Source organism: Mycolicibacter sinensis, assembly GCF_001667945.1.
Lineage (GTDB): Bacteria > Actinomycetota > Actinomycetes > Mycobacteriales > Mycobacteriaceae > Mycobacterium > Mycobacterium sinense_B.
This window is the reverse complement of the sequence record NZ_LZJK01000039.1, coordinates 19,985-41,339: the sequence shown is the minus strand read 5'-3', so window position 1 is coordinate 41,339 and position 21,355 is coordinate 19,985. Positions and strand designations below refer to the sequence as shown.

Here is a 21,355-nt window from a genome sequence, read left to right as displayed (position 1 = left end):
GACGTTGAACGTACCGGCCTTTTCGGCGAGTCCGCGGTAGGTGATCGTGGCGCCGGCGACGTAGACGACCTGGTTCGCGATTTGACCACGTTCGTCGCGTCGCCGAGAGCGGCAGAGTAGGAATGATCAGCTCCCCCGTAGGCTCGCCGCATGCACAAGGTGACGCTGGCCAGCACCGGGGAACCGATGATGCTGACAGTGGGACTGTCGATCTATGCAGCGTTGGTCCTCGCCAGCATCGCGGTGGCGATCGATAGCGCCCGCAGACGCCGACGACGCCGCGCGATCTGCGCCTCGGTGATGGTTGGGATCCTGACCCTGGGCGGGCTGGTTGCGGCGATTTTCAGCAGCGTCGCGTGAAACCGACGGCCTCCAGGCCACCGGGCCCGTTGTTGAGAAGGTCGACCGACACCACCACCGCCGGGCTTGGATGCACGGTCCCGCCGGCCGGACGGCACCGCGTTTGCCCGCCTTTCCGCGACAACTCCCGTCAATTCCGGCTCATCGCAGCAATTGTCGCGCAAAGGCGGGCAATCACCACATGGTGGAAATTTCTGACCGCCCGATCTGGCGCTCGAACTCAGTCAACAAAGAAACCCCGGCCAGGGCCGGGCTGTAACCGATGACGGGAACCGCTACCGGCGTCGCGGTGCAGGCACTCCCCTAGGTCCGTAGCCGTGACGTAAGCAGTGCCGAGTCCGCGCAACCGTCTCTAGCTGCACAGATATTGCCGGTTGAGCATGCAATTCACCGGCGGCGAATACGGCCCGCTCAGCACGCCTCGGAAACCACCTCTGACCGAATCACCGGGAGCAATAATGCGGTTCCAATTCACCGGGGTCAGAACATAGTGCGTGCCGGACCGCGTAACGGTGCTACTCCACGCGTGCGAGACAGACTGCCCCATCGGCATGTCGAATTCAAGCTTCCAATCCGTCAGCGGAACCGTGCTGCGATTGGTGACGGTGAAGCGGGCGATGAAGCCGGTCTGCCAGGTCGACGTCACCGACAACGTCGCAGTGGCCGCCGCCGCCTGAGCCACGGCGGTGGTCGCGAGTCCCAGAACGACCACCATCAGCGCCGACAAGGCGACGTGAAGCGCTGTGCGCCAGCGCTTCACGCACCCGTCGAGTCCGGACATAGCAACCAACATTAAAACCAGACGGGCGATGCCGGCCCTCGCGCCACGGCTCGCCTGCCGGACCTTTGCCCAACCGCAACCGTCGTGAAATCTATGTCGCACAGCCTTGTGGCACTGGTCTGACCACTTGACCTCTGTCCAGTAATCCGGCATCGTGGCGGTATGGCCCTGCGGCAGGTGACGCGACGATCGGTGCCCGAACACGTATTCGAGCAGATCATGTCCGATGTACTCAGCGGTGAAATGGCACCCGGCGAGGTACTGCCTAACGAGCGCAGACTCGCAGAAGTGCTGGGCGTGTCCCGTCCGGCGGTGCGCGAGGCGCTCAGCCGTCTCAACGCGGCCGGACTCGTCGAAATCCGGCATGGCGACGCCACCACCGTGCGCGACTATCGCCGCCACGCAGGCCTGGATCTGCTGCCGCGCTTGGTGCTGCGCGGCGACGCACCGGACCTGGCGGTGGTGCGCAGCATTATGGAGGCCCGGCTACACAACGGACCCAAGGTCGCCGAACTGGCGGCCGAACGCAGCGGCCCGCAGTCGGCCGCGGTGCTCGACGGCGCTGTGACGGCGCTGGCCGCCGAAGAAGATCCGGTGGCGCGTCAGCGCGCGGCGCTGACGTTCTGGGACCACGTTGTCGACGCCGCCGACTCGATCGTCTTTCGGTTGATGTTCAACACGCTGCGCGCAACCTACGAACCCGCCCTCGAAGCCCTTGCCACCGTCATGGCCTCCGAGGTCAGTGACCCAGAGCCGTACCAGCGGGTGGCCCAAGCGATCGTCGCCGGCGACCCGGCAGGCGCCAAATGCGCCGCGATCGACCTCCTCGAGCCGGCCACCCGTAGCTTGCTCAGCGCTCTGTCCGGCTTGGACCACCAGCGATGACCCCGCAGACACGTAGCGGCGTCACCCTGTTCGCGGCCGGAAGGGAGTTTTGGCGCCACCCCTCCCCCTGGTGTTTGGCGCTCACGCTCACCGGGGCGCTGACCGCCCGGACCACCGTCGGCGACTGGCAGCTCACCGACGTCGCGCTGCCAGTGTTCATGCTCGCCACCTTTCCGGTTTTCGAATGGATCATCCACGTCGCCATCCTGCACTGGCGCCCGCGCACGCTCGGCCGCTTCACCGTGGATCCGTTGCTGGCCCGCAAACATCGCGAGCATCACCGTGAACCACGACGAATCGAGCTCATCTTCATACCGCAACAGACGTTGGTGTGGTTGATCCCGGCCGCCGTCGCTGTACCGTTGCTCGCCTTCAGTCGACTCGGTCTCGGGCTGACGTCCGTGGTCTGCTTGACGGCCCTCGGGCTGGTCTATGAGTGGACGCATTACCTCATCCACACCGATTACAGGCCCAAATCCCGGGCTTACCGCTCAATTTGGCGTAATCACCGGCGGCACCACTTCAAAAACGAGAACTACTGGTTCACCGTCACCAGCACCGGAACCGCCGATCGACTACTCCGTACCTACCCGAACCAGTCCGCGGTTCGGACCTCTCCGACCGCCAAGAACCTGCACGGCGCGACACGCTGACGCCGACAAACGACCATGGCCGGTTCTCGCCGCCGGAGTGTTTGAATAAATCGTGGCCGACCGGATCCACTCATGACCGCGCCGGATTCTCGCAGCGCGACGGCGATCTCACGGTTTCAGCTGTTTGCTGCGCTCGCAGTGATCGCAATCCCGGCGCTCGGCTGGTTCACCCAACATTGGTCCGGAGCCACAACCCTGGTGGTGTACTGGTTCGAGAACGTCGCCGTATGCCTGTTCGTAATGGCGCGCATCGCCGTACACCGGCGCTGGACGCCCAAATCTGGGCATTTCCGCTACCGCGCACCGCAATCCGGCGGCCCGGCGAATCAATCCTTCTTGGCCGGGTTCGCCCTCGTCAGCCTGGCCTTCTGTGCTGCCCACGGGATCTTCCTGGGGGCGATTCTGGCTCTGCTGACGCACAACCGCGCAGCCGCGCTTGAGCTCCTCGACCTCGACTGGCGCAGCGCCGGCTGGGGATGTCTGAACGTACTGTTGTTCCTGACGCTGAATTTCCTCCTCGATCTGGTCGATCTGCGCCGCTGGTCCTTCCGCGACGTCGAGCGCACCGCCGACATTGGACTGGGCCGAGTCATGGTCGTGCATCTGACGTTGCTGCTCGGATTCGCCGGGATCGCCGCCACCGATGCGCCCAGCACCTTGTTCGGGATTTTCGTTGTGCTCAAGACCCTCGCCGCGCTCAGCGCCGTAGTCCCCCAGTGGGAGCCGGATCGCCCGCCGCGCTGGCTCAGCACCCTGATGAACCGGATACCGAACGTGCACCCCGGCGAGCGCTTCGAGGATTTCTGGGTTCAGGATCGAGCACGCGAGCGAGACCGGCAGCGCCGCAACGAGCAGCCCTGGGAGACGACGCCGTAGCTCTAGCGGCCCGAAATCCCGCGCGCGATCTGGCCATAGCGCTCGAAGCGCTCGCGGTCGCCCAACGCGTTGTACAACACCAGGCGCGTCGCCACTTTCCCGTACTTGTCGATCAGCCTGTCCCCCAACTCATCCCAGGTCGCCTCCGTCGTAAACGCGGCCAGGTGCTCGTCGGTGATCTGCGCTGCCATACCTGTGAAGTCGCCGGCCTTCTGCTTCTCGCGGATACGGGCAGTTGTGCCCTCGAATCCGGCCTCATCCCAGATGAAGGCATAGTTCGGCGTGCTTCCGTAGAAGCTCAAGCTGGCGCGCACCAGCTCCCGTTCCTGATGGCGCTCTTCGTCACTGTCCCCGACGATCGTCATCGCCGGCACGATGATGGCGATGTCGGATGCTGAGCGGCCCGCCCTACCGGCACCTTCGGCGACCTTCGGCACAACGTGACGTGCCAGATACCCGGGCTCACCAAGCGGATGGACGTGCACACCATCGGCCACCTCACCTGCCATGCGCAGCATCCATGGGTTCACCGCCGCGATATCGACTTTGGGATCCGGTGCGTCGATCGCGCCCGGGCTCCACTGCGCACTGATGAAGTCGAGGTCATAGAACGGTCCGTGATGATCCAAAGCACCCGTTCGGAAGGCCGCGAAGCATGCCTTCACCGCAAGTACGTAGTCGCGCAGCCGCGGACCAGGATGGTCGAAGGTCGCACCGTAGCGGCGCACGACATGGGTACGCACCTGGGTACCGAGACCAAGTCGGAACTTGCCCGCCGTCGCCTCCTGCAATTCCCACGCCGCAGCGGCGGTGACGAACGGACTGCGCGGAAAGGCAACCGCGACGCCGGTCGAGAGCTCCAGATCGGGCGCGGCTTGAGACGCAATGGCGGCGTTGAGATACGCGGTCCGACCGGCCTCGGTGAACAACAGACCCGAGAAACCCGCAGCCTGGGTGTTGCGGGCCAATTCGCCGGCCTTCCCCAGATGCTGGGGAAGCGTCATGACGTCGACGTGCACCGGCAAAGCGTACGCGCCGCGGATGACCCATGCAGACCGTCGAGCGGATCGCCCGCACGCTGTTCGACGGCTGATCTGCCCCGACCGCGGCACTTTCGGCCACACCGCGAGCAGCCGGGTACAGACTGTCAGGCATGACCATCTCCGGCGACATCGTGGCCGAACGGGCGGCGCTCGCGGAGTCGTTACTCGCAGCCGGTGCCTCGGCTCACGCCGGCTGCGGTGAGTGGACCGCATTCGACCTCGCCTGCCACCTGGTCGCCGAGGAACGCCTCGGCGGTCTGACGACCTTCATCGCCCGCTGCCTGGTGGCGCGTGGGGTCTCCGTCACGGGTCCGCCGGCGTTGGTGGACAGCGCGATCCGCCTCGAGCGTCGCCACGGTTTCTCGGCCCTGATCGACCGGCTGCGTCTGCCGGTGCCGCGACTACTACTCCGGCCGCGGGTCGCGCCGCTGGCGTTGTTCGAGTACTGGACCCATCATGACGACCTCGTCGGCGCCGGCGAGGCCGCGCATGCGGCGCCGCCGACCCTGATCGAGGTCGTTCCCCTACTCCTGCGCCATCAACTCAGGAAGCTGCCGGCCGATATCCGGGTAACCGTCGGCACCGACGACGACAGCATTCGCTCATCGGTCGGTCCGGCCTCGGCTCCCGAGGTGGTCGTCCGCGGCAGCTCGGCGAACCTGGTGCGCTGGCTCGCGGGACGCAGGCCGCCAACCGACCTCACCATGGCCGGCCCCGCCGCCGAGGTGCAGAAGCTTCGCGCCTTCGAGGCTCACGTCTGACGCTGCCGTCAAATACTCGGGTGCGGTTCCGGTGAAACCACAGGTCAGGGGGCGCGTCGTCCGCGTCGCACCACGGCCGGTCCGGCGCCGGAAAGAAAACCCTAAAAGCAGCGTTTGAGCAGGCATTCACGGGGGAAAACAGCGCGGCAGTTGACGCGTTTGGGGGACGGCGAGTGCGTTCGGGAGATCAACTCAGCAGCGGGAGGCTCCGGTGCCCCTCGTGGGCCCGGTTCGGCCCGCGCCGGACGGACCATCCCCCATCCCCCGCGGGCGTCGCGGCGCCGTTCGGTGGTCGGCTATCCCGCCGAGCGCAACTCGTTGACCGCTGTGCGGCGGTTATCGCCAGTGGGCCCCTGTTGCCCCCACATTCGGACGCCGACTGACGAGGTTGCGGCGAACTACGGAGCGGGAGAACCTCATGACTGACACCGAACTCAAGCCCGACATCGCACATGTCCAGTCACACTACGACCGGTCCAACGAATTCTTCCGGCTGTGGCTCGACCCGACGATGACCTACAGCTGTGCCTACTTCGAGCGCGACGACATGACCCTCGAAGAGGCTCAGATGGCGAAAGTGGACCTGGCGCTGGGCAAGCTCGGCCTCAAGCCGGGAATGACACTGCTCGACATCGGCTCGGGCTGGGGGTCGACGATGCGGCGCGCGGTCGAGAAGTACGACGTGAACGTCATCGGCCTGACGCTCAGCGAAAACCAAGTGGCCCATTGCGAACGCAAGTTCGCCGAAATGGACAGTCCGCGGTCGAAAGAAGTGCGGTTGCAGGGCTGGGAACAGTTCGACGAGCCGGTCGACCGCATCGTGTCCCTGGGGGCCTTCGAGCACTTCGCCGACGGCGTGGGCACCTACGAACGCTACGACGACTTCTTCAAGATGTGTTATCACGTGCTGCCCGACGACGGGGTGATGCTGCTGCATTCCATCGTGGTGCCTTCCGAAGAGGAAGCCGCGCAGATGGGGCTCAAGCGCACGATGTCGCTGCTGCGCTTCATCAGTTTCATCCGCAAGGAGATCTACCCCGGCGGCCGGCTGCCGATGGTGTCGGTGGTCGACGAACACGCCACCCGGTGCGGCTTCGAGATCACCCGTCACCACATGATCGGCTCGAACTACGTGCGCACCTTGGACACCTGGGCCAAGGCCCTGGAAGCCCATAAAGAGCAGGCGATCGAGCTCAAGGGCGAGCAGATGTACGAGACCTTCCTGAAATACCTGACCGGCTGCCGGGAGCTGTTCCGGGACGGCTACACCAACGTCTGCCAATTCACCATGGAAAAACCGGCCGCGTGACGAGAGACAAGGTGGCACGACATGACGACGCAGCTGAGGCCGTACTACGAGGAATCACAAGCGGCATATGACATCTCGGATGAGTTCTTCTCGCTGTTCCTGGATCCGAGCATGGCCTATACCTGTGCCTATTTCGAGCGCGACGACATGAGTCTGCAGGAAGCCCAGAATGCCAAATACGATCTGGCGCTGCGCAAGTTGAACCTGGAGCCGGGAATGACGGTGCTCGATGTCGGGTGCGGCTGGGGCGCGGGTCTGGTGCGGGCGGTCACGCAGTTCGATGTCAACGTCATCGGTATCACGTTGAGCCGCAACCACTGCGCCTATAGCGCCGCTACCTTGGCGAAGTTGCCCACCACGCGGCACGTCGAGGCGCGGCTGCAGGGCTGGGAGGAGTTCGACGAGAAGGTCGATCGCATCTTCAGCGTGGAGGCGTTCGACTCTTTCAAGAAGTCGCGGTACGCCGCGTTCTTCGAGCGGGCCTACGAACTGATGCCCGATGACGGACGCATGTTGTTGCACAGCATCTTCACCTACCCGCAGACCTACTGGCGCGAACACGGCATCCCGATCACCATGGACGACCTGAGGTTCGTCAGGTTTTTGGGCAAGGAGATCTTCCCCGGCGGACAGATGGCCGGCCGTGACGACATTTACGACTACTCCCAGGGCGCGGGATTCACCATCGAGGACGTCGAGGTCTTTCCCGAGCACTACGTACGCACCTTGGACACCTGGGCGGCCAACCTTCGGGCCAACCGTGACCGCGCAATCGCCATCCAGTCCGAGGAGGTCTACGAGCGCTACATGCGCTATCTGACCGGCTGTGCGGGCCTGTTCCGCAAGGGCATCAGCAACGTCGGCCAATTCACCCTTACCAAGTAGCGAATCGGGAAACGAGGCGAGGAGATGGCGAAGTTCTCGACGGGACACGGCTTTCCCGACGTGGTCGTCACCGGAGTCGCGATGACGACGGCGCTGGCCACCAGTGTGGACGACACCTGGAAGAAGCTGCTGGACGGGCAGAGCGGAATCCGCAAGCTCGACGACGACTGGGTCGAGGAGTATGACCTGCCGGTGCGCATCGGTGGCCATCTGCTCGAAGACTTCGACCACGGACTGACCCGCATCGAGCAGCGCCGCTTGTCCTACCTCGGCAGTATGGCGACGATGATCGGCCGGCGGGTCTGGGAAAGCACCGGATCACCCGAGGTCGACACCCGGCGGCTGATGGTGTCCATCGGTACTGGCCTGGGCTCTCCCGAGCAGCTGGTCTGGGGCTATCAGGACATGGTGGCCCGCGGCATGAAGGGCGTCTCACCGCTTGGGGTGCAGATGTACATGCCCAACGCATCCGCGGCCGCCGTCGGGCTGGAGCGCGGCGCCAAGGCCGGCGTCATCACGCCGGTGTCGGCGTGCGCGTCCGGCGCCGAAGCCATCGCGCAGGCATGGCGCGACATCGTCTACGACGAGGCCGACATCGCGATCTGCGGCGGGGTGGAGAACAAGATCGAAGCGGTGCCGATAGCCGGCTTCGCCGCGATGCGCATCGTGTTGTCGACCAGCAACGACGACCCGGCAGGTGCGTGTCGCCCCTTCGATAGGGACCGCAACGGCTTTGTCTTCGGTGAAGCGGGCGCGATGATGGTCATCGAGACCGAGGAGCACGCCAAAGCGCGCGGCGCCCCCATCCTGGCGCGGCTGATGGGTGCCGGCATCACCTCCGACGGCTACCACATCGTGGCGCCCGACCCCAACGGTGAGCGGGCCGGTTACGCGATGACCCGAGCGATCGAGCTGGCCGGGCTGACCCCCGGCGACATCGACCACGTCAATGCGCACGCCACCGGAACCAAGATCGGCGACGTCGCTGAGGCCCACGCCATCCGTAACGCGTTGGGCACCCATCAACCGGCGGTGTACGCGCCGAAGGCGGCGCTGGGCCATTCGGTCGGTGCGGTCGGTGCCGTGGAGGCGATCCTGACCGTGTTGGCGCTGCGGGACGGGGTCGTGCCGCCGACCTTGAATCTGCAGACCCTCGACCCGGAGATCGACCTGGATGTCGTCGCCGGGGACCCGCGTCCGGGCAACTACCGCTACGCGATCAGCAATTCGTTCGGGTTCGGTGGCCACAACGTGGCGCTGGCCTTCGGTGCCTATTAGAAAGCCGCTGCACATATGCCCAAGGATCTCCAGCCCCATTTCGACGACGTGCAGGCGCACTACGACCTGTCCGACGAGTTCTTCCGGCTGTTCCTGGATCCGAGCCAGACCTACAGCTGCGCCTACTTCGAACGCGACGACATGACCCTGGAACAGGCTCAGCTCGCCAAAATCGATCTGTCCTTGGGCAAGCTCGGGTTACAGCCCGGAATGACACTGCTCGACATCGGTTGCGGCTGGGGCGCCACGATGCGCCGCGCCATCGAGAAATACGACGTCAACGTCATCGGCTTGACGCTGAGCAAAAACCAGGCCGTCCATGCCCAGGCGGCCCTCGACGCGATGGACACCGAGCGCAGCCGGCAGGTGCTGCTGGAGGGTTGGGAATGCTTTGACGAGCCCGTCGACCGGATCGTGTCCATCGGTGCGTTCGAGCATTTCGGTCACGACCGCTACCCCGACTTCTTCGCCATGGCCTACAACGTCTTACCGCCGGACGGTGTCATGCTCCTGCACACGATCTCCGGCTTGACGTTTCCGGAGATGGCGGCGCGCGGTCTGCCGCTGACGTTCGCGATCGCCCGCTTCATCAAATTCATTGTCACCGAGATCTTTCCGGGCGGCCGCCTGCCCACCATCGAAATGGTGCAAGACCACTCCGCCGCCGCGGGGTTCACCCTGACCCGCCGCCAGTCCCTGCAGCCGCACTACGTCCGAACCCTGGACTGCTGGGCGGCCGCTTTGGAAGCCCACCGCGCGCAGGCCATCGAGATCCAGTCCCAGGAGGTCTACGACCGCTACATGCATTACCTGACCGGCTGCGCCAATGGATTCCGTCAGGGCTACATCGACGTCAACCAGTTCACGCTGGAGAAGCGGGACTCGCAGTGAGCGAGGCAGCTGCCGAAACCTCGCGAATGCGACCGCATTTCGAAGATGTCCAGGCCCACTATGATCTGTCCGACGACTTCTTCGGCTTGTTCCAAGACCCGACCCGCACCTACAGCTGTGCCTACTTCGAGGAACCGGGCATGTCGCTGGAGGAGGCGCAGATCGCCAAGATCGACCTGAACCTCGACAAGCTGAACCTGCTGCCCGGCATGACACTGCTCGACATCGGCTGCGGCTGGGGCGCCACGATGCGCCGCGCCATCGAGAAATACGACGTCAACGTCATCGGCCTGACCCTGTCGAAAAACCAGCGCACTTACGCGCAGCGCCTGCTCGACGCCGTGGACTCCGATCGCAGCCGCCGGGTGCTGCTGCACGGCTGGGAAGAGTTCAGTCTGCCGGTCGACCGCATCGTGTCCATCGAGGCGTTCGAACACTTCGGGCATGAGCGCTATAGCAAGTTCTTCGCCAGGTGCTTCGATATCCTGCCCGATGACGGCCGGATGACGATTCAGAGCAGTGTCAGCTACCACCCCTATGACCTGAATGCCCGCGGCAAGAAGCTCACCTTCGAAACCGCGCGGTTCATCAAATTCATCGTCACCGAGATCTTCCCGGGCGGCCGACTACCCACCACCGACATGATGGTGCAACACGGTGAGAAAGCCGGATTCACGGTCCCCGAAGCGATCTCCTTGCGGCCGCATTACATCAAGACCCTGCAGATCTGGGGCGACGCCCTGGAAGCCCACAAGGACGCCGCTATCGCAATCCAATCCGAAGAGGTCTACGAGCGCTACCTGAAGTACCTGCGGGGCTGCCAACACTACTTCGCCGACGAGATGCTCGATGTCAGCCTGGTCACCTACCGCAAACCCGGATCCGGCTCCATCACGACACGGTGACGTAGCCCGACGGCGATCACCGGCGTAGCGCCACCGCGTATGCGGTGACCAGGCCGCCAACGCGACCGCAGCCGGCTCAACGCAACACGGAGGGAGTGAACATGAAAGCGGCGATCCTGCAGAAGGTCGGAGGGGTTCCGGCCGTCGGCGAATTCGATGAGCCAGACGGCAAGGTCGTCCAAGTGCGACTCGCGGGTTGCAATCCGGTTGATCTGGCTCGGGCGTCGGGGAAGATGGGGACGCCGGAAATTCCCTCGGTTGTCGGGCAGGAGGGCATCGGCTCCACCGCGGATGGCGCGCGGGTGTACTTCAATTCGCCGCCGGACCCCTTCGGTTCCTGGGCACAACGCTGCCGGATCGAACCCGGCCTGACCTTCCCGGTCTCCGACGCTGTCGATGACGACCTTGCCGTGGCCATGGGCATCGCCGGGCTGGCGGCATGGCTGCCGCTGACCCGGCACGCCAGCGTGGAAAACGGTGAATCCGTGCTGGTTTTGGGCGCAACCGGGATCGTGGGGCGAATAGCGGTGCAAGCCGCCAAGTTGCTCGGCGCGGGCCGTGTCGTCGGGGCCGGCCGTAATCCGGAGGCGTTGGAGCTGGTGGGTGAACTGGGCGCCGACGCCACGGTCACGCTCGGCAAGGGCAACGACGCCGAGGCGCTGAAATCCGAAGCCGGCGACGGTTACGACGTCGTCATCGACACCGTCTACGGGGACCCGTTCTTGGCGGCGCTAGACGCCACCGCTTCCGGGGCGACGCTGATCACCATCGGTCAAGGCGCCGGTCCCACGGCCGACGTTTCATTTCGGTCCCTGATGGGCCGCACCCATGTCGGTCATTTCAACAACGCCATGCCACCGGACGTGCTGCGCACCGGATATGAGGAACTCACCCGGCATGCGGCCCAAGGAAGGATTCGCGTCGAGACCCGGCGCTACAGCCTCGACGACGCCGCCGACGCCTGGCGCGCCCAGGCTGACGGACCCCATGTGAAACTCGCCATCGTTCCGTGACCGACGACGGCAGCGGTTCAGGTCCTGCAGCAGCGACATCTTCCGGAGGCACAACTATGGATTACATCGAGCGGACCATTGACTTGGCCCGACAGAACGTCAGCGAGGGCGGTCGGCCCTTCGCCGCGGTCATCGTCAAGGACGGCGAGATCGTCGGTGAGAGCGCCAACCAAGTCGCCCAGACCCGCGACCCGACCGCACACGCGGAGATCCTCGCCATCCGCCAGGCGTGCCGGGCACTAGGCACCGAGCAGCTCCTCGGCGCCACGGCCTACCTGTTGGCCCACCCGTGCCCGATGTGCCTGGGCTCGCTGTACTACTCCTCGCCGGATGAAGTCGTCTTCTTGGCCTCGCGTGACGACTACGCGCCGTACTACATCGACAACCGCAAATACTTCGAGATCGACACCTTCTACGACGAATTCGGCAAGGCCTGGGATAAGCGGCGCCTACCGATGCGTTACCAACCCAGCAACGCCGCCATCGCGGTCTACCAGTTGTGGCAGGAGCACAACGGCGGAGAGCGCAGCGCGACGCCCGTGACCGGCTGAACTCCGCGCGGGCCGTTCAGCTCAGCGCTGCGAGGGCCGCGTCGTAGTTGGGCTCGCTGGCGATCTCCGGTACCAGTTCGGTGTAGGCGACCTTGCCGTCTGCATCGATGACCACGACGGCACGTGCCAGCAGGCCGGCCATCGGCCCGTCGGCGATGGTCACCCCGTAGTCGCCGCCGAAGCCGGATCGGAAGGCCGAGGCCGTCGTGACGTTCTCGATGCCCTCCGCCCCGCAGAAGCGCTTCTGCGCGAACGGCAGATCGTTGGACACGCACACCACGGTCAGACCGCCGGCCGCAGCGCGTTCGTTGAACGTCCGCACGCTCGTTGCACACACCGGGGTGTCGATGGAGGGGAAGATGTTCAGCAAGAGCGGCTTGCCGCCGAACTGAGCACTCTCCACCGCCCCGAGGTCCGTGCCGGTCAGGGAGAATGCGGGCGCCGCATCCCCCACTGCGGGCAGCTCTCCGGTCGTCGTCACTGGATTTCCGCGCAAGGTTATCTGTGCCACATCGACAGTGTGCCAGGTGTGGCCACGGGCACGATGCCCGGTTCGCCTTCTCCTCCACCCCGCATCCGGGTAACGTGCGCCCATGGCCGAACGAAACCGCCGTTTCCTGCTTCGCGAACGCCCGACCGGCCGCATCGGCCCGGACACCTTCGAACTCAGCGAGCAACCGGTGCCGGCGATCGGCGACGGCGAGGCGCTGGTGCGTGTCAACTGGATCTCCTTGGACCCGACGAACCGCATGTGGATCAACGACACTCCGTCGTACCTGCCGCCGGTCGGCATCGGCGAGGTGATGCGCGCTGCCGGACTCGGTGAAGTGGTCGCGTCGAACCACCCGAACTATCCGGTCGGCCAGATCGTGCAAGGCCTGACCGGCTGGCAGGAGTACGTCGTCGTCTCGGACACCATGCCGTTGTTCCCGGTCGACGTCGCGGAAGGCGTCTCCCCCAGCGCATACCTGGGCGCGCTCGGAATGACCGGCCTCACCGCGTGGATCGGGATCCGCGACATCGGCAAGCCCAAGCCCGGCGAGACCGTCGTCGTCTCGGCCGCGGCCGGTGCGGTCGGTTCGGTCGCCGGTCAGCTCGCCAAGGCCGGCGGCGCGCGTGTCGTCGGGATCGCCGGCGGCCCGGAGAAGTGCGCGCTGTTGACCGATCAGCTCGGTTTCGACGCGGCGGTGGACTACCGCGCCGACGACTGGGCCGCCCAGCTGGCCGCCGCAACACCCAATGGCATCGACGTCGACTTCGAGAACGTCGGCGGCGACATCATGGATGCGGTCTTTGCGCGCGTCAATGTCGGCGCCCGAATCGCGCTGTGCGGGCTGATCTCCGGCTACAACGCCACCAACCCGCCGCCCGGGCCGCGGGCGTTCGGGAACCTGCTCATCCAGCGCGCCACCCTGCAGGGTTTCATCGTGCTCGATCACTTCCTTCGCGCGCCAGAGGCGAACAGCGAGATCGCCGCGCTGATCTCCGCGGGCAAGCTCACGCCGCTCGAGACTGTCGTCGAGGGCTTCGAGCAGCTACCGACGGCCATCAACATGCTGTTCGACGGCAAGAATGTCGGCAAGCTCGTCGTGAAGGTGTCCTAGACTCCCTGGGGCCAGCGCATGACCAGCGCCTCGGGCGTCCAGGCCGGCCAGGCCAGCTCCCCGATCTCGGCGCCGCCCGCGAACTGCGCCACAATCCGGGGACCGGTAGGGTGCGAATTGTCGTAAACCGTTGCGATATCGGCCTTTCCGATCGCTTCGGCAACCAACGGCCACAGTCGGTGGTAGCGGTCCCGGATCTTCTCCTCGGGAACCGCATGCCCGCCGGCGGCCACCCGATACCGCACCCGCTGCACGGCCAACGCCTCGGGGATGAGCACCGCATGCAGGACCACCGTGTAGTCGTGGGCGTGGGCCCGGCGGTTCAGCGAGGCTCGACGAAGGAGAGGCGAAGCTGGGACCGCCGCATGGGCAGTGCGGATCAAGTCGAGCTTCGACTCATGGGAGAACACCGTCTCGGCGATGAACGAACGTCCGTGTTCGATGAGTGCCAACCGGGTCTGCGCGGCCACCCGCGCGGCGTCGTACGCGCGCGCGGCGACCTCATCGGGCCAGCGACTCTTGGCGATCTCGTCGGCGTTGACGAACAGTGCGGCCGGCAGCAGCGGCGCCAACGTGAGGGCGACGAAGGTCGACTTGCCCGCCCCGTTCGGGCCGACGACGAGGTCGAGGCGCCTCAGTGGAACGCCTCCACGACCACTGAGGTGCCGTCGGGCCGGTATTCGACGATTCGACCGTCGTCATCGAGGGCGACGGTCGTGACGCCGCGCTCGGCGAGGATGTCGCCGTAGTTGGTGTGCGCCAAGCTCTCCTCGATCGCCGCGGAGATCTCCGCGTTGAACACCACGCCTTCTTCGCCGGTCAACGCACCGGGGTCCAGTTGGCCGGCCAGGGCCGCCTCGATCCGACGTCGCGCCGCGGTCTGGTGCGCCGAGACCGCTCGCCCGACCCGCGCCCAGTGGTCGAGCTGCTGTTTGGCCGACCTGCTTTGCCGAGCGCCTTCGGCGGCGGCACTGTCCACCAGGTCTGCCGCGAACCTGGTAACCCGATCGGCGCCCGATACCAGGAGCTGTAGCGTGGCGCAGGTGACTTCCTTTCGTGCACCCTATTTCGTCGCGTTCGCTGCCGGTGCCCTCTGCCTGGGCATGACGCTGACCGCCTGCGGCGGCTCCGACAACAACACCTCGTCGGAACGCACCTCCTCGGTCACGGATCTGTTCGTGCCGCCGACCAACCAGACACCGTCGGCCTGCCCCTCGGCCCCGCCGGCCGACGGCGGCGCGGCCGACTGGACGCTGCCCGGAGCGAGCGGCAGCGTTGCGGTGACCGGATCCACCGACACCGCCGCACCGCGGGTCGCCGTCGAAGCGCCGTTCAAGGTGACGCAGACCCAGGTCCAGACCCTCAAGGCCGGCGACGGGCCCGTCGTCGCCGAAAGCGCGAACGTGACGGTCTGCTACATGGGCGTCAACGGCCGCGACGGATCGGTGTTCGACAGCAGCTATGAGCGGGGCGAGCCGGTGGAGTTCGGCCTCGACCGCGTGGTGCCGGGCTTCCAGAAGGCGATCGCCGGCCAGAAGGTCGGGTCGACGGTGGCGGTGGCGATGATTCCCGACGACGGCTACCCCGAGGGCCAACCCGCCGCCGGTATTCTGCCCGGCGACACGCTGGTCTTCGCGATCAAGATCCTCAAGGCGCGCTGAGCCGCAGCCGCATGGAATCGGCCCGGGTGGATCGGTGGTTGTGGGCGGTCCGGATCACCAAAACCCGGCCGGACGCCGCCGCGGCCTGTCGCGGCGGGCATGTGCGCGTCAACGACCGGCCGGCCAAGCCGGCCACCCCGGTCTCGCCCGGTGACGTCGTGTGCGCTCGGGTGGGTGAACGCACCCGGACTGTCGAGGTGCTGCGCGTGATTCAGAAGCGAGTCGGTGCGGCCGACGCGGTGACGTGTTACCTGGACCGGACGCCCCCGCCCCCACCGGTTTCCGCGGCTCCGGTTGCCGCGCGGGACCGGGGTGCCGGGCGGCCGACCAAACGGGACCGGCGGGTGCTGGACAAGTGGCGGGCCCAGCAGCGCTGAGCCGCGCTCACTGGGGGTGCGCGGCGAGATACTCCTCGACCGGAATCCGGGTCGAGGACACATAGCCGATCGGCAGCAGCAGATCTCCGGCGGTGGTGCGGTAGTAGGTGTCCCACCGGTAGTAGCTTGCGAATCCGGCCGGGTCTCCCCCGATGACCGCGGCGTAGTCGTTGACGGCGCGTACGTAGTGGTCGGAATGGTTGTAGCCCCAGATGGCCTTATCGCGGTTGGTGGCAAAACCGTTGGCCGCCAATAGCCGTCCCGCCGCCATGATGGCATCGCGGGGTGAGTGGATGTCTCCGCCGTTACCGTAGGCGGCGAAGGTCGACGGCAGGAACTGCATCGGTCCCTGCGCGGCGTCGTCGCTGACACCGTTGATGCGCCCGAAGCCGGTCTCGACGAAGTTGATTGCCGCCAGATAGTTCCACGGCACCCCGGTGGCCGCCTCGGCCGCCCGGTAGCAGTCCAGCAGTTCGTTCGCCGGCACCGGCGGCACCACCCGCCACGGCGGCATGGTGGCTTTGGGCTCGGTGAGCGCCATGAGTTGGCGGCGGGCGTCGATATTGCGGTCGTAGACGGCCAGCAGTGCGGGCGGGATCTGCGGGCGGGCGATCGCGTCCCACTCCGGGTGCGCGCCGAGGGTGCGGTAAGCGATCTGTTGGCGACGGGCCGCGGCCGCCAGCACCGGTTCCGGTGCCGACGGGTTGCGCAGCGCCTGGTCGGCGGCGACCAGATCGGCGGCCAGCGCAGCCGGGTCCGGTCCCGGTGCCGCGACGGCCGGCGTTGCTGCGGTGGCGAGAACGCAGACCAGGGTGACGATGAACCGAAGTAACCGGGCAGCCATGCCGTTCATCTTGGCCGGTAACCGGGCGCAATCCGTGCAAGGCGGCAGCCTGGACCGCCCCGAGTCAACTAGAACGTGTTTCGTTTCCGGCGGCTTTGCGGATCATCAACGCTGGTCATCTCGTTCGTGAGAGGACTATCGACTGTTACATTGGGGGCCGATCAGCTCAGTGCGTCGAGGGGATAGCGCGTGACCACCAGTATGACAACCGACGTCGTCGTGGTCGGGTTCGGTGCAGCCGGCACCTCCGCGGCGATCACCGCCCGCGAACACGGCGCCGACGTCATCGCCGTCGACCGCGCCAACGGCGGCGGCGCCACCGCGATCTCGGGGGGCATCATCTACGCCGGAGGCGGGACCGCGGTTCAGAAAGCTGCCGGCGTCACCGACACCGCCGAGCAGATGCTGGACTACCTGCGCCTGGAAGTCGGGGACGCGGTCAGCCCGGAAACGCTGCAGCGCTTCGTCGACACCAGCCCGGAGATGATCGACTGGCTGCAACACCACGGGGTGCCGTTCAACCCGGGCCTGTGTCCCTACAAGACATCGTTTCCGAACAACCGCTACTACCTGTATCACTCCGGCAGCGAGAACGCCGGGGCGTTCCGGGCCCAGACTCCGCCGGTGCAGCGCGGCCACCGGGCCTACGGGAAAGGCACTTCCGGCAAGAAGATCTACGCACCGCTGGCCGCATCGGCGTGCAGACTCGGCGTGGACTTTCGCCCGCACACATGCGTCACCGAACTGCTGCAGGACTCGTCGGGGCGGGTGATCGGGGTGCGCGCGCTGACGATGGGCCAGGCGCCGCGGCGCGTCCAGCGGCGCTACGCCCTGCTGGCCGCGATCTCCTCGAAGCCGGGCGTCTACTACCCGCCACTGCGCGCGGCGATGGACCGCCTGTTGAGGAAGCTGGAGCGCCGGTACGCCCGGCCCATCGAGATCACCGCACGCCGCGGGGTGATCATCTGCGCCGGCGGCTTCATCGCCAACACCGAATGGCGCAAGCGCTTTGCACCGGAGTTCAACGGCGGCCTGCCGCTGGGCACCAGCGGCGACGACGGCAGCGGTATCGCGTTGGCGCAGAGCGCCGGCGCGGTGACCGACCGGATGGACAACGTCTCGGCGTGGCGGTTCATCACCCCGCCGAGCGCGTTCATCTCCTCGATCGTCGTCGACGAGAAGGGCAGCCGGGTGATCGACGAGACCCGCTATGGCGCGGCCCTCGGCCAGGCGTTGGTGAAAAACCATGGCAGTAAAGGCTGGATCCTGGCCGACGCCGCACTCATGTCGGAGGCCCGGCGGCAACTTCTCACCCAGACGCTGTGGTTCCAGCGCGCCCAGTCCGCCGCGCTGATGCTGACCGGCGCGGCGCGCGGTAAAACCTTGGCGGAGGTGGCCCGAGCCGCCGGCATCGACCCCGAGGGGCTAGAAGCCACCGTCGCCGCGCACAACGACGCCATCGACGCCGGTACCGAGGACCCGGTCGGAAAGCCGGCCGAATTCCGGCGTCGGATCGACAAGGCCCCGTTCACCCTGCTGGACATCTCGGTGCGGCCGAATGTGTTGCTGCCCACCCCGATGCTGACGCTGGGCGGGGTGCGGGTCGCCGAGGACACCGGTGCGGTGCTCGACGCCGACGGCGCCCCGATCCCCGGGCTCTACAGCGCCGGCCGCACCGCCATCGGGATCGCGTCACGGTCCTACGTCAGCGGGCTGTCGATCGCCGACTGTGTATTCGCCGGCCGCCGCGCTGGCGCCAGCGCCGCTTCGACGAAGTAGCCGCGCGGCGCGTCGGATCCGTCGCTTTCGGCCGCCGGCGCCTGCCACCGATCCCAGCGAATAGCCGGTTCGGACACGTCGGTCACGACAGCCGACCAGCCCAGGCGCTCGGCCAGCTCGCCGGGTGTATCCGAGCCGAAAAGCCACGGTGAGCCCTGCCGGGCCATGGACTGCAGCAGCGGCGCCATGGACGGCGCTTCCAACAGCGTCTTGCCGACAACGTCGTACAACAGTGCCGAGCCCGGTGCCGACAACGCATCGACGCGATCGAACAAGAGGTGTACCGCGTCGTCGTCGAGGTACTGCAACAGGCCCTCGATGAGCCAGACGCTCGGTGCGGTGGCATCGAACCCCGCCGCCTGCAGAGCGTTGGGCCAATCGTCGGCCAGGTCGATACCGATCGGCACGCGGCGGCACCGTGGCTGGTCTTCGGCCAGCAGATCCGCTTTGGCCGCCATCACCGCCGGTTGATCCACCTCGAAGACGGTGGTGCGCTCCGGCCAGGACAGCCGATATGCCCGGGCATCCATGCCCGCGGCCAGGATGACAACCTGTCTTATCCCGCTGCGCAGCAGGGCCTCGTCCCAGAACCGGGTGCGGACCACGATCTGCCAGGTCGACTGATCACCGGCCGCCGCGACGGCCCCGGCGAGCATCGCACGGCCCGCCTCCCCCGCCAATTTGGCTGCGAACGGGTCGCTGAACAGCGCGTCGGCGCGGGCGGATTCCTGGGCGCGGATCGCGGCGACCAGAATCCCCGTGTTCGCCACTGCGCCTCGGGTGCGGTACATGCCCCGATCATTGTGGATGCCGAGGCCGGTTGGCTTGTAAATTTCGGCCGCCCACCTCGGTCAAGTCGACATGGCCGGGCATCGGTGAGCGGCGTTGCAGGTATTGGGTCGGCGTCGTCGCGGCGAAGGCCCGGAAATCACGCACGAAATGGGCCTGGTCGAAGTACCCCAGATCGGTCGCGATCGCCGCACCGCGCGTGCCGCCGCTGTCGAGCCGTCTCAGTGCGGCCTGCAGGCGTCGGACCCGCACGTAGGACTTAGGTGGCAGGCCCACCTGCGCCCGGAATAGGGCGCTGAGCCGCTTCGGCGAGAGTCCGGTGAACACCGCAGCGTCCGAGACCCGCATGGACGGGTTGCGCTCGACAGCAGCCAATACCGTTGTCACATCGGGGTGCCGGGGAAAGGCGTCACAGCTCATGCGAGCCAACAAGAACGCTTCCACCAGTGCGATGCGAGATGCCGCGCACGGCGCGTCGATCAAGCGCTCGCGAAGTGATGTCGCTTCGCGGCCCCACAGATCTTCAAGCCCGACACAGGAATTCGTCAACTCGCCCAAGGGGACTTCCAGGAACGGCAGCGCGCCCGCCGGCCGAAAATGGACGGTCATGACCGTCTGCGCGGCCGCGACGCCGGTGACATAGGAATCGGTGCCGGCGCCGGCGATGAACACCGGCGGAACATCCATCCGGGTGCGGCCATCGGCATCGTAGAAATCCAGCTGCGGACAGCCACCGACATCGATGACGATGGTGGCCGCACCTCGTGGTAGTGCTCGACTCCGGTGGGCATCAGCGCTCCGGCCGTCCCAGTACCCGAAGTAGGCGATGTGTTCGGCCAGCGGTGGTCGGGGCCGATACAGCTGCGGGCCCGTCACCGGCCCTCAACCATGCTGCGGAAGCGCGCCGCCGGGCAGGTGGCCGCGCCGGCATCGGTGACCCGCTCAGCCAGCGTGATATCCGATGTCACGACCGTGATCTGGTGTGGCTTCCGGTCGCTTCGCACCAACCGGACGATCTCATCGTCGGCGGAGTCGGCGCCGGCCCTCGGCGCCGCGGTGATCTGCACGACGGTCGAGCTGATCGGCGGAGACGGTGGCCTCTCGAACACCACCGTGACGTTCCGGTCGTCGGCGGCCGCCCAACGTTCGAGCTGCAACGTCAACCCGACCATGGCCGCGTGGCGATCCTTCCACCAGCCGTCCGGCCGGGAACCGATCACATTCATCGCGTCGACGATCCACCGCACCACTGTGACGGTACGGTGCGGTCATGGGTCGCGCCACGACGATGCAGACCGCCAGCGATGAGGAGGAGTGGTGCCATGAGCCTGGTCACCTATGAGCTGGACGACCACGTCGCCACCATCACGCTGAACCGTCCCGAAGCCCGCAACGCCATCAACGGCCCGTTGCGCAACGACCTCAACGCTGCCTGGGAGCGATTCCGCGCCGACGAGGCCGCCTGGGTGGGCATCCTCACCGCCAACGGGGAGGTGTTCCGCGCCGGAGCCGACCTGACCGATTCGCAAGGGGCCGTCGGTACGTTCGCCGGCACGTTCTGGGAGAAGCCCACCATCAACTCGTTCGAATCCGGCCTGGAGCTGTTCAAACCGACCATCGCCGCCGTGCACGGCCCATGCATCGGCTACGGGCTGACCGGATTGTTGTTCTGCGACTTCGTGATCGCCAGCACCGAGGCGGTGTTTCGCTTCCCGGAGGTGTCGATCGGGGTGCCCACCATCGTCGGCGCGATCCGGCTGCCGCAGCGGGTCGGCTGGGCCAACGCGATGGAGCTGCTGCTCACCGGCGAACCGATCACCGCACAGCGCGCCTTCGAGATCGGGCTGGTGTGGAAGCTGGTCGAGCCGCCGGGGCTGCAGGAGGCCGCCCGGGACTGGGCTCACACCCTGACCAAGGCCGCTCCCCTGGCCCAACGGGCCACCAAAGAGGTGGCGTGGCGCAGCACGGATATGGGCTGGATCGAATCGGTGCGATTCGGCGAGACCATGCGCAAAGTGGCCGGTGCCACCGAAGACGTCGCGGAAGGACTGCAGGCCTGGCGGGAGAAACGCCCGCCGCGCTGGCAAGGACGCTGAGGAACGGCATGATG

General features: G+C 66.6%; 26 protein-coding genes. 17 read left to right on the top strand and 9 right to left on the bottom strand.

The features are described 5' to 3' along the window. The first annotated feature begins 150 nt into the window (after window positions 1–150). Window positions 151–360, top strand: a complete 210-nt coding sequence (locus A5694_RS04435) for a hypothetical protein (protein ID WP_064920633.1) — start codon at window positions 151–153, stop codon at window positions 358–360. Window positions 361–712: 352 nt separating this feature from the next. On the opposite strand, the gene A5694_RS04430 is transcribed toward A5694_RS04435, so the two are convergent. Next, window positions 713–1,141 carry a cellulose-binding domain-containing protein gene (locus A5694_RS04430; RefSeq protein ID WP_064920632.1) on the bottom strand — a complete coding sequence of 143 codons (429 nt, stop codon included), beginning with the start codon at window positions 1,139–1,141 and terminating at the stop codon, window positions 713–715. A 162-nt stretch (window positions 1,142–1,303) separates the two neighbouring features. Here A5694_RS04430 and A5694_RS04425 point away from each other — a divergent pair, with 162 nt between their 5' ends. The 3 genes from A5694_RS04425 to A5694_RS04415 all read left to right on the top strand — a co-directional run bounded on the left by A5694_RS04425 (window position 1,304) and on the right by A5694_RS04415 (window position 3,555). Beyond that, window positions 1,304–2,026 carry a FadR/GntR family transcriptional regulator gene (locus A5694_RS04425; RefSeq protein ID WP_064920631.1) on the top strand — a complete coding sequence of 241 codons (723 nt, stop codon included), beginning with the start codon at window positions 1,304–1,306 and terminating at the stop codon, window positions 2,024–2,026. Next, window positions 2,023–2,679, top strand: coding sequence for a sterol desaturase family protein (locus A5694_RS04420; protein ID WP_064920630.1), 657 nt, complete (start codon window positions 2,023–2,025; stop codon window positions 2,677–2,679). Before A5694_RS04425 ends, A5694_RS04420 begins: the two co-directional genes overlap by 4 nt. Before the next feature lie 72 nt (window positions 2,680–2,751). Further along, window positions 2,752–3,555 carry a DUF6498-containing protein gene (locus A5694_RS04415; protein WP_082952502.1) on the top strand — a complete coding sequence of 268 codons (804 nt, stop codon included), beginning with the start codon at window positions 2,752–2,754 and terminating at the stop codon, window positions 3,553–3,555. A 2-nt stretch (window positions 3,556–3,557) separates the two neighbouring features. On the opposite strand, the gene A5694_RS04410 is transcribed toward A5694_RS04415, so the two are convergent. Then, window positions 3,558–4,574 carry a TIGR03617 family F420-dependent LLM class oxidoreductase gene (locus tag A5694_RS04410; protein WP_064920715.1) on the bottom strand — a complete coding sequence of 339 codons (1,017 nt, stop codon included), beginning with the start codon at window positions 4,572–4,574 and terminating at the stop codon, window positions 3,558–3,560. Between the two features lie 134 nt (window positions 4,575–4,708). Between A5694_RS04410 and A5694_RS04405 the strand changes: the two genes are divergently transcribed. The 8 genes from A5694_RS04405 to A5694_RS04370 all read left to right on the top strand — a co-directional run bounded on the left by A5694_RS04405 (window position 4,709) and on the right by A5694_RS04370 (window position 12,191). Beyond that, a complete protein-coding gene (locus tag A5694_RS04405; protein ID WP_064920629.1) occupies window positions 4,709–5,359 on the top strand; it encodes a maleylpyruvate isomerase family mycothiol-dependent enzyme in 651 nt (216 codons plus the stop codon). A gap of 418 nt (window positions 5,360–5,777) precedes the next feature. Continuing rightward, window positions 5,778–6,668, top strand: coding sequence for a cyclopropane mycolic acid synthase family methyltransferase (locus A5694_RS04400; protein WP_064920628.1), 891 nt, complete (start codon window positions 5,778–5,780; stop codon window positions 6,666–6,668). Window positions 6,669–6,689: 21 nt separating this feature from the next. Further along, window positions 6,690–7,553, top strand: a complete 864-nt coding sequence (locus A5694_RS04395) for a cyclopropane mycolic acid synthase family methyltransferase (RefSeq protein ID WP_064920627.1) — start codon at window positions 6,690–6,692, stop codon at window positions 7,551–7,553. Window positions 7,554–7,577: 24 nt separating this feature from the next. Then, a complete protein-coding gene (kasB, locus tag A5694_RS04390; RefSeq protein ID WP_064920626.1) occupies window positions 7,578–8,831 on the top strand; it encodes a 3-oxoacyl-ACP synthase KasB in 1,254 nt (417 codons plus the stop codon). Window positions 8,832–8,846: 15 nt separating this feature from the next. Beyond that, window positions 8,847–9,722, top strand: coding sequence for a cyclopropane mycolic acid synthase family methyltransferase (locus tag A5694_RS04385; protein WP_064920625.1), 876 nt, complete (start codon window positions 8,847–8,849; stop codon window positions 9,720–9,722). Window positions 9,723–9,748: 26 nt separating this feature from the next. Beyond that, window positions 9,749–10,627: a cyclopropane mycolic acid synthase family methyltransferase gene (locus A5694_RS04380; protein ID WP_064920714.1), complete on the top strand. Its 879-nt coding sequence runs from the start codon at window positions 9,749–9,751 to the stop codon at window positions 10,625–10,627. A 101-nt stretch (window positions 10,628–10,728) separates the two neighbouring features. Beyond that, on the top strand, window positions 10,729–11,640 hold the full coding sequence (locus A5694_RS04375) for a quinone oxidoreductase family protein (protein WP_064920624.1): 912 nt from the start codon (window positions 10,729–10,731) through the stop codon (window positions 11,638–11,640). Between the two features lie 56 nt (window positions 11,641–11,696). Then, entirely contained in the window at window positions 11,697–12,191 is a 495-nt protein-coding gene (locus A5694_RS04370) for a nucleoside deaminase (RefSeq protein WP_064920623.1), read from the top strand. Window positions 12,192–12,207: 16 nt separating this feature from the next. Here A5694_RS04370 and tpx read toward each other — a convergent pair whose 3' ends face one another. Beyond that, complete coding sequence (tpx, locus tag A5694_RS04365; RefSeq protein WP_064920622.1) at window positions 12,208–12,702, bottom strand: thiol peroxidase; 495 nt, start codon at window positions 12,700–12,702, stop codon at window positions 12,208–12,210. Between the two features lie 82 nt (window positions 12,703–12,784). Here tpx and A5694_RS04360 point away from each other — a divergent pair, with 82 nt between their 5' ends. Next, the gene (locus A5694_RS04360; RefSeq protein ID WP_064920621.1) at window positions 12,785–13,795 is read left to right on the top strand and encodes an NADP-dependent oxidoreductase; all 1,011 of its coding nucleotides are present in this window, start codon (window positions 12,785–12,787) and stop codon (window positions 13,793–13,795) included. On the opposite strand, the gene A5694_RS04355 is transcribed toward A5694_RS04360, so the two are convergent. Continuing rightward, window positions 13,792–14,433: an AAA family ATPase gene (locus A5694_RS04355; RefSeq protein WP_064920620.1), complete on the bottom strand. Its 642-nt coding sequence runs from the start codon at window positions 14,431–14,433 to the stop codon at window positions 13,792–13,794. The genes A5694_RS04360 and A5694_RS04355 overlap by 4 nt on opposite strands. Continuing rightward, entirely contained in the window at window positions 14,430–14,819 is a 390-nt protein-coding gene (locus tag A5694_RS04350; RefSeq protein WP_064920619.1) for a TA system antitoxin ParD family protein, read from the bottom strand. Before A5694_RS04350 ends, A5694_RS04355 begins: the two co-directional genes overlap by 4 nt. Before the next feature lie 79 nt (window positions 14,820–14,898). Between A5694_RS04350 and A5694_RS04345 the strand changes: the two genes are divergently transcribed. Then, window positions 14,899–15,456 (top strand): FKBP-type peptidyl-prolyl cis-trans isomerase, encoded by a 558-nt coding sequence (locus A5694_RS04345; protein ID WP_064920713.1) that lies wholly within the window; start codon window positions 14,899–14,901, stop codon window positions 15,454–15,456. 11 nt (window positions 15,457–15,467) lie between these two features. Continuing rightward, window positions 15,468–15,833, top strand: coding sequence for an RNA-binding S4 domain-containing protein (locus A5694_RS04340; RefSeq protein ID WP_064920618.1), 366 nt, complete (start codon window positions 15,468–15,470; stop codon window positions 15,831–15,833). A gap of 7 nt (window positions 15,834–15,840) precedes the next feature. Here the strand turns inward: A5694_RS04340 and A5694_RS04335 are convergent, their stop codons facing one another. Next, the gene (locus tag A5694_RS04335; protein WP_064920712.1) at window positions 15,841–16,677 is read right to left on the bottom strand and encodes a lytic transglycosylase domain-containing protein; all 837 of its coding nucleotides are present in this window, start codon (window positions 16,675–16,677) and stop codon (window positions 15,841–15,843) included. Between the two features lie 201 nt (window positions 16,678–16,878). Here A5694_RS04335 and A5694_RS04330 point away from each other — a divergent pair, with 201 nt between their 5' ends. Continuing rightward, the gene (locus tag A5694_RS04330; protein WP_064920711.1) at window positions 16,879–18,456 is read left to right on the top strand and encodes an FAD-binding protein; all 1,578 of its coding nucleotides are present in this window, start codon (window positions 16,879–16,881) and stop codon (window positions 18,454–18,456) included. Here the strand turns inward: A5694_RS04330 and A5694_RS04325 are convergent. The 3 genes from A5694_RS04325 to A5694_RS04315 are packed head-to-tail and all read right to left on the bottom strand — an operon-like array spanning window position 18,378 to window position 20,492. Further along, window positions 18,378–19,247: an SAM-dependent methyltransferase gene (locus A5694_RS04325; protein ID WP_064920617.1), complete on the bottom strand. Its 870-nt coding sequence runs from the start codon at window positions 19,245–19,247 to the stop codon at window positions 18,378–18,380. The two genes, A5694_RS04330 and A5694_RS04325, sit on opposite strands and share 79 nt — an antisense overlap. 7 nt (window positions 19,248–19,254) lie before the next feature. After that, window positions 19,255–20,121, bottom strand: a complete 867-nt coding sequence (locus A5694_RS04320) for a helix-turn-helix domain-containing protein (protein WP_064920616.1) — start codon at window positions 20,119–20,121, stop codon at window positions 19,255–19,257. Continuing rightward, window positions 20,118–20,492 carry an NYN domain-containing protein gene (locus A5694_RS04315; protein WP_064920710.1) on the bottom strand — a complete coding sequence of 125 codons (375 nt, stop codon included), beginning with the start codon at window positions 20,490–20,492 and terminating at the stop codon, window positions 20,118–20,120. The genes A5694_RS04320 and A5694_RS04315 overlap by 4 nt, the downstream gene beginning before the upstream one ends. A gap of 75 nt (window positions 20,493–20,567) precedes the next feature. On the opposite strand from A5694_RS04315, the gene A5694_RS04310 reads away from it, so the two are divergent. Then, entirely contained in the window at window positions 20,568–21,341 is a 774-nt protein-coding gene (locus A5694_RS04310; RefSeq protein ID WP_064920615.1) for an enoyl-CoA hydratase/isomerase family protein, read from the top strand. Window positions 21,342–21,355 lie beyond the last annotated feature (14 nt).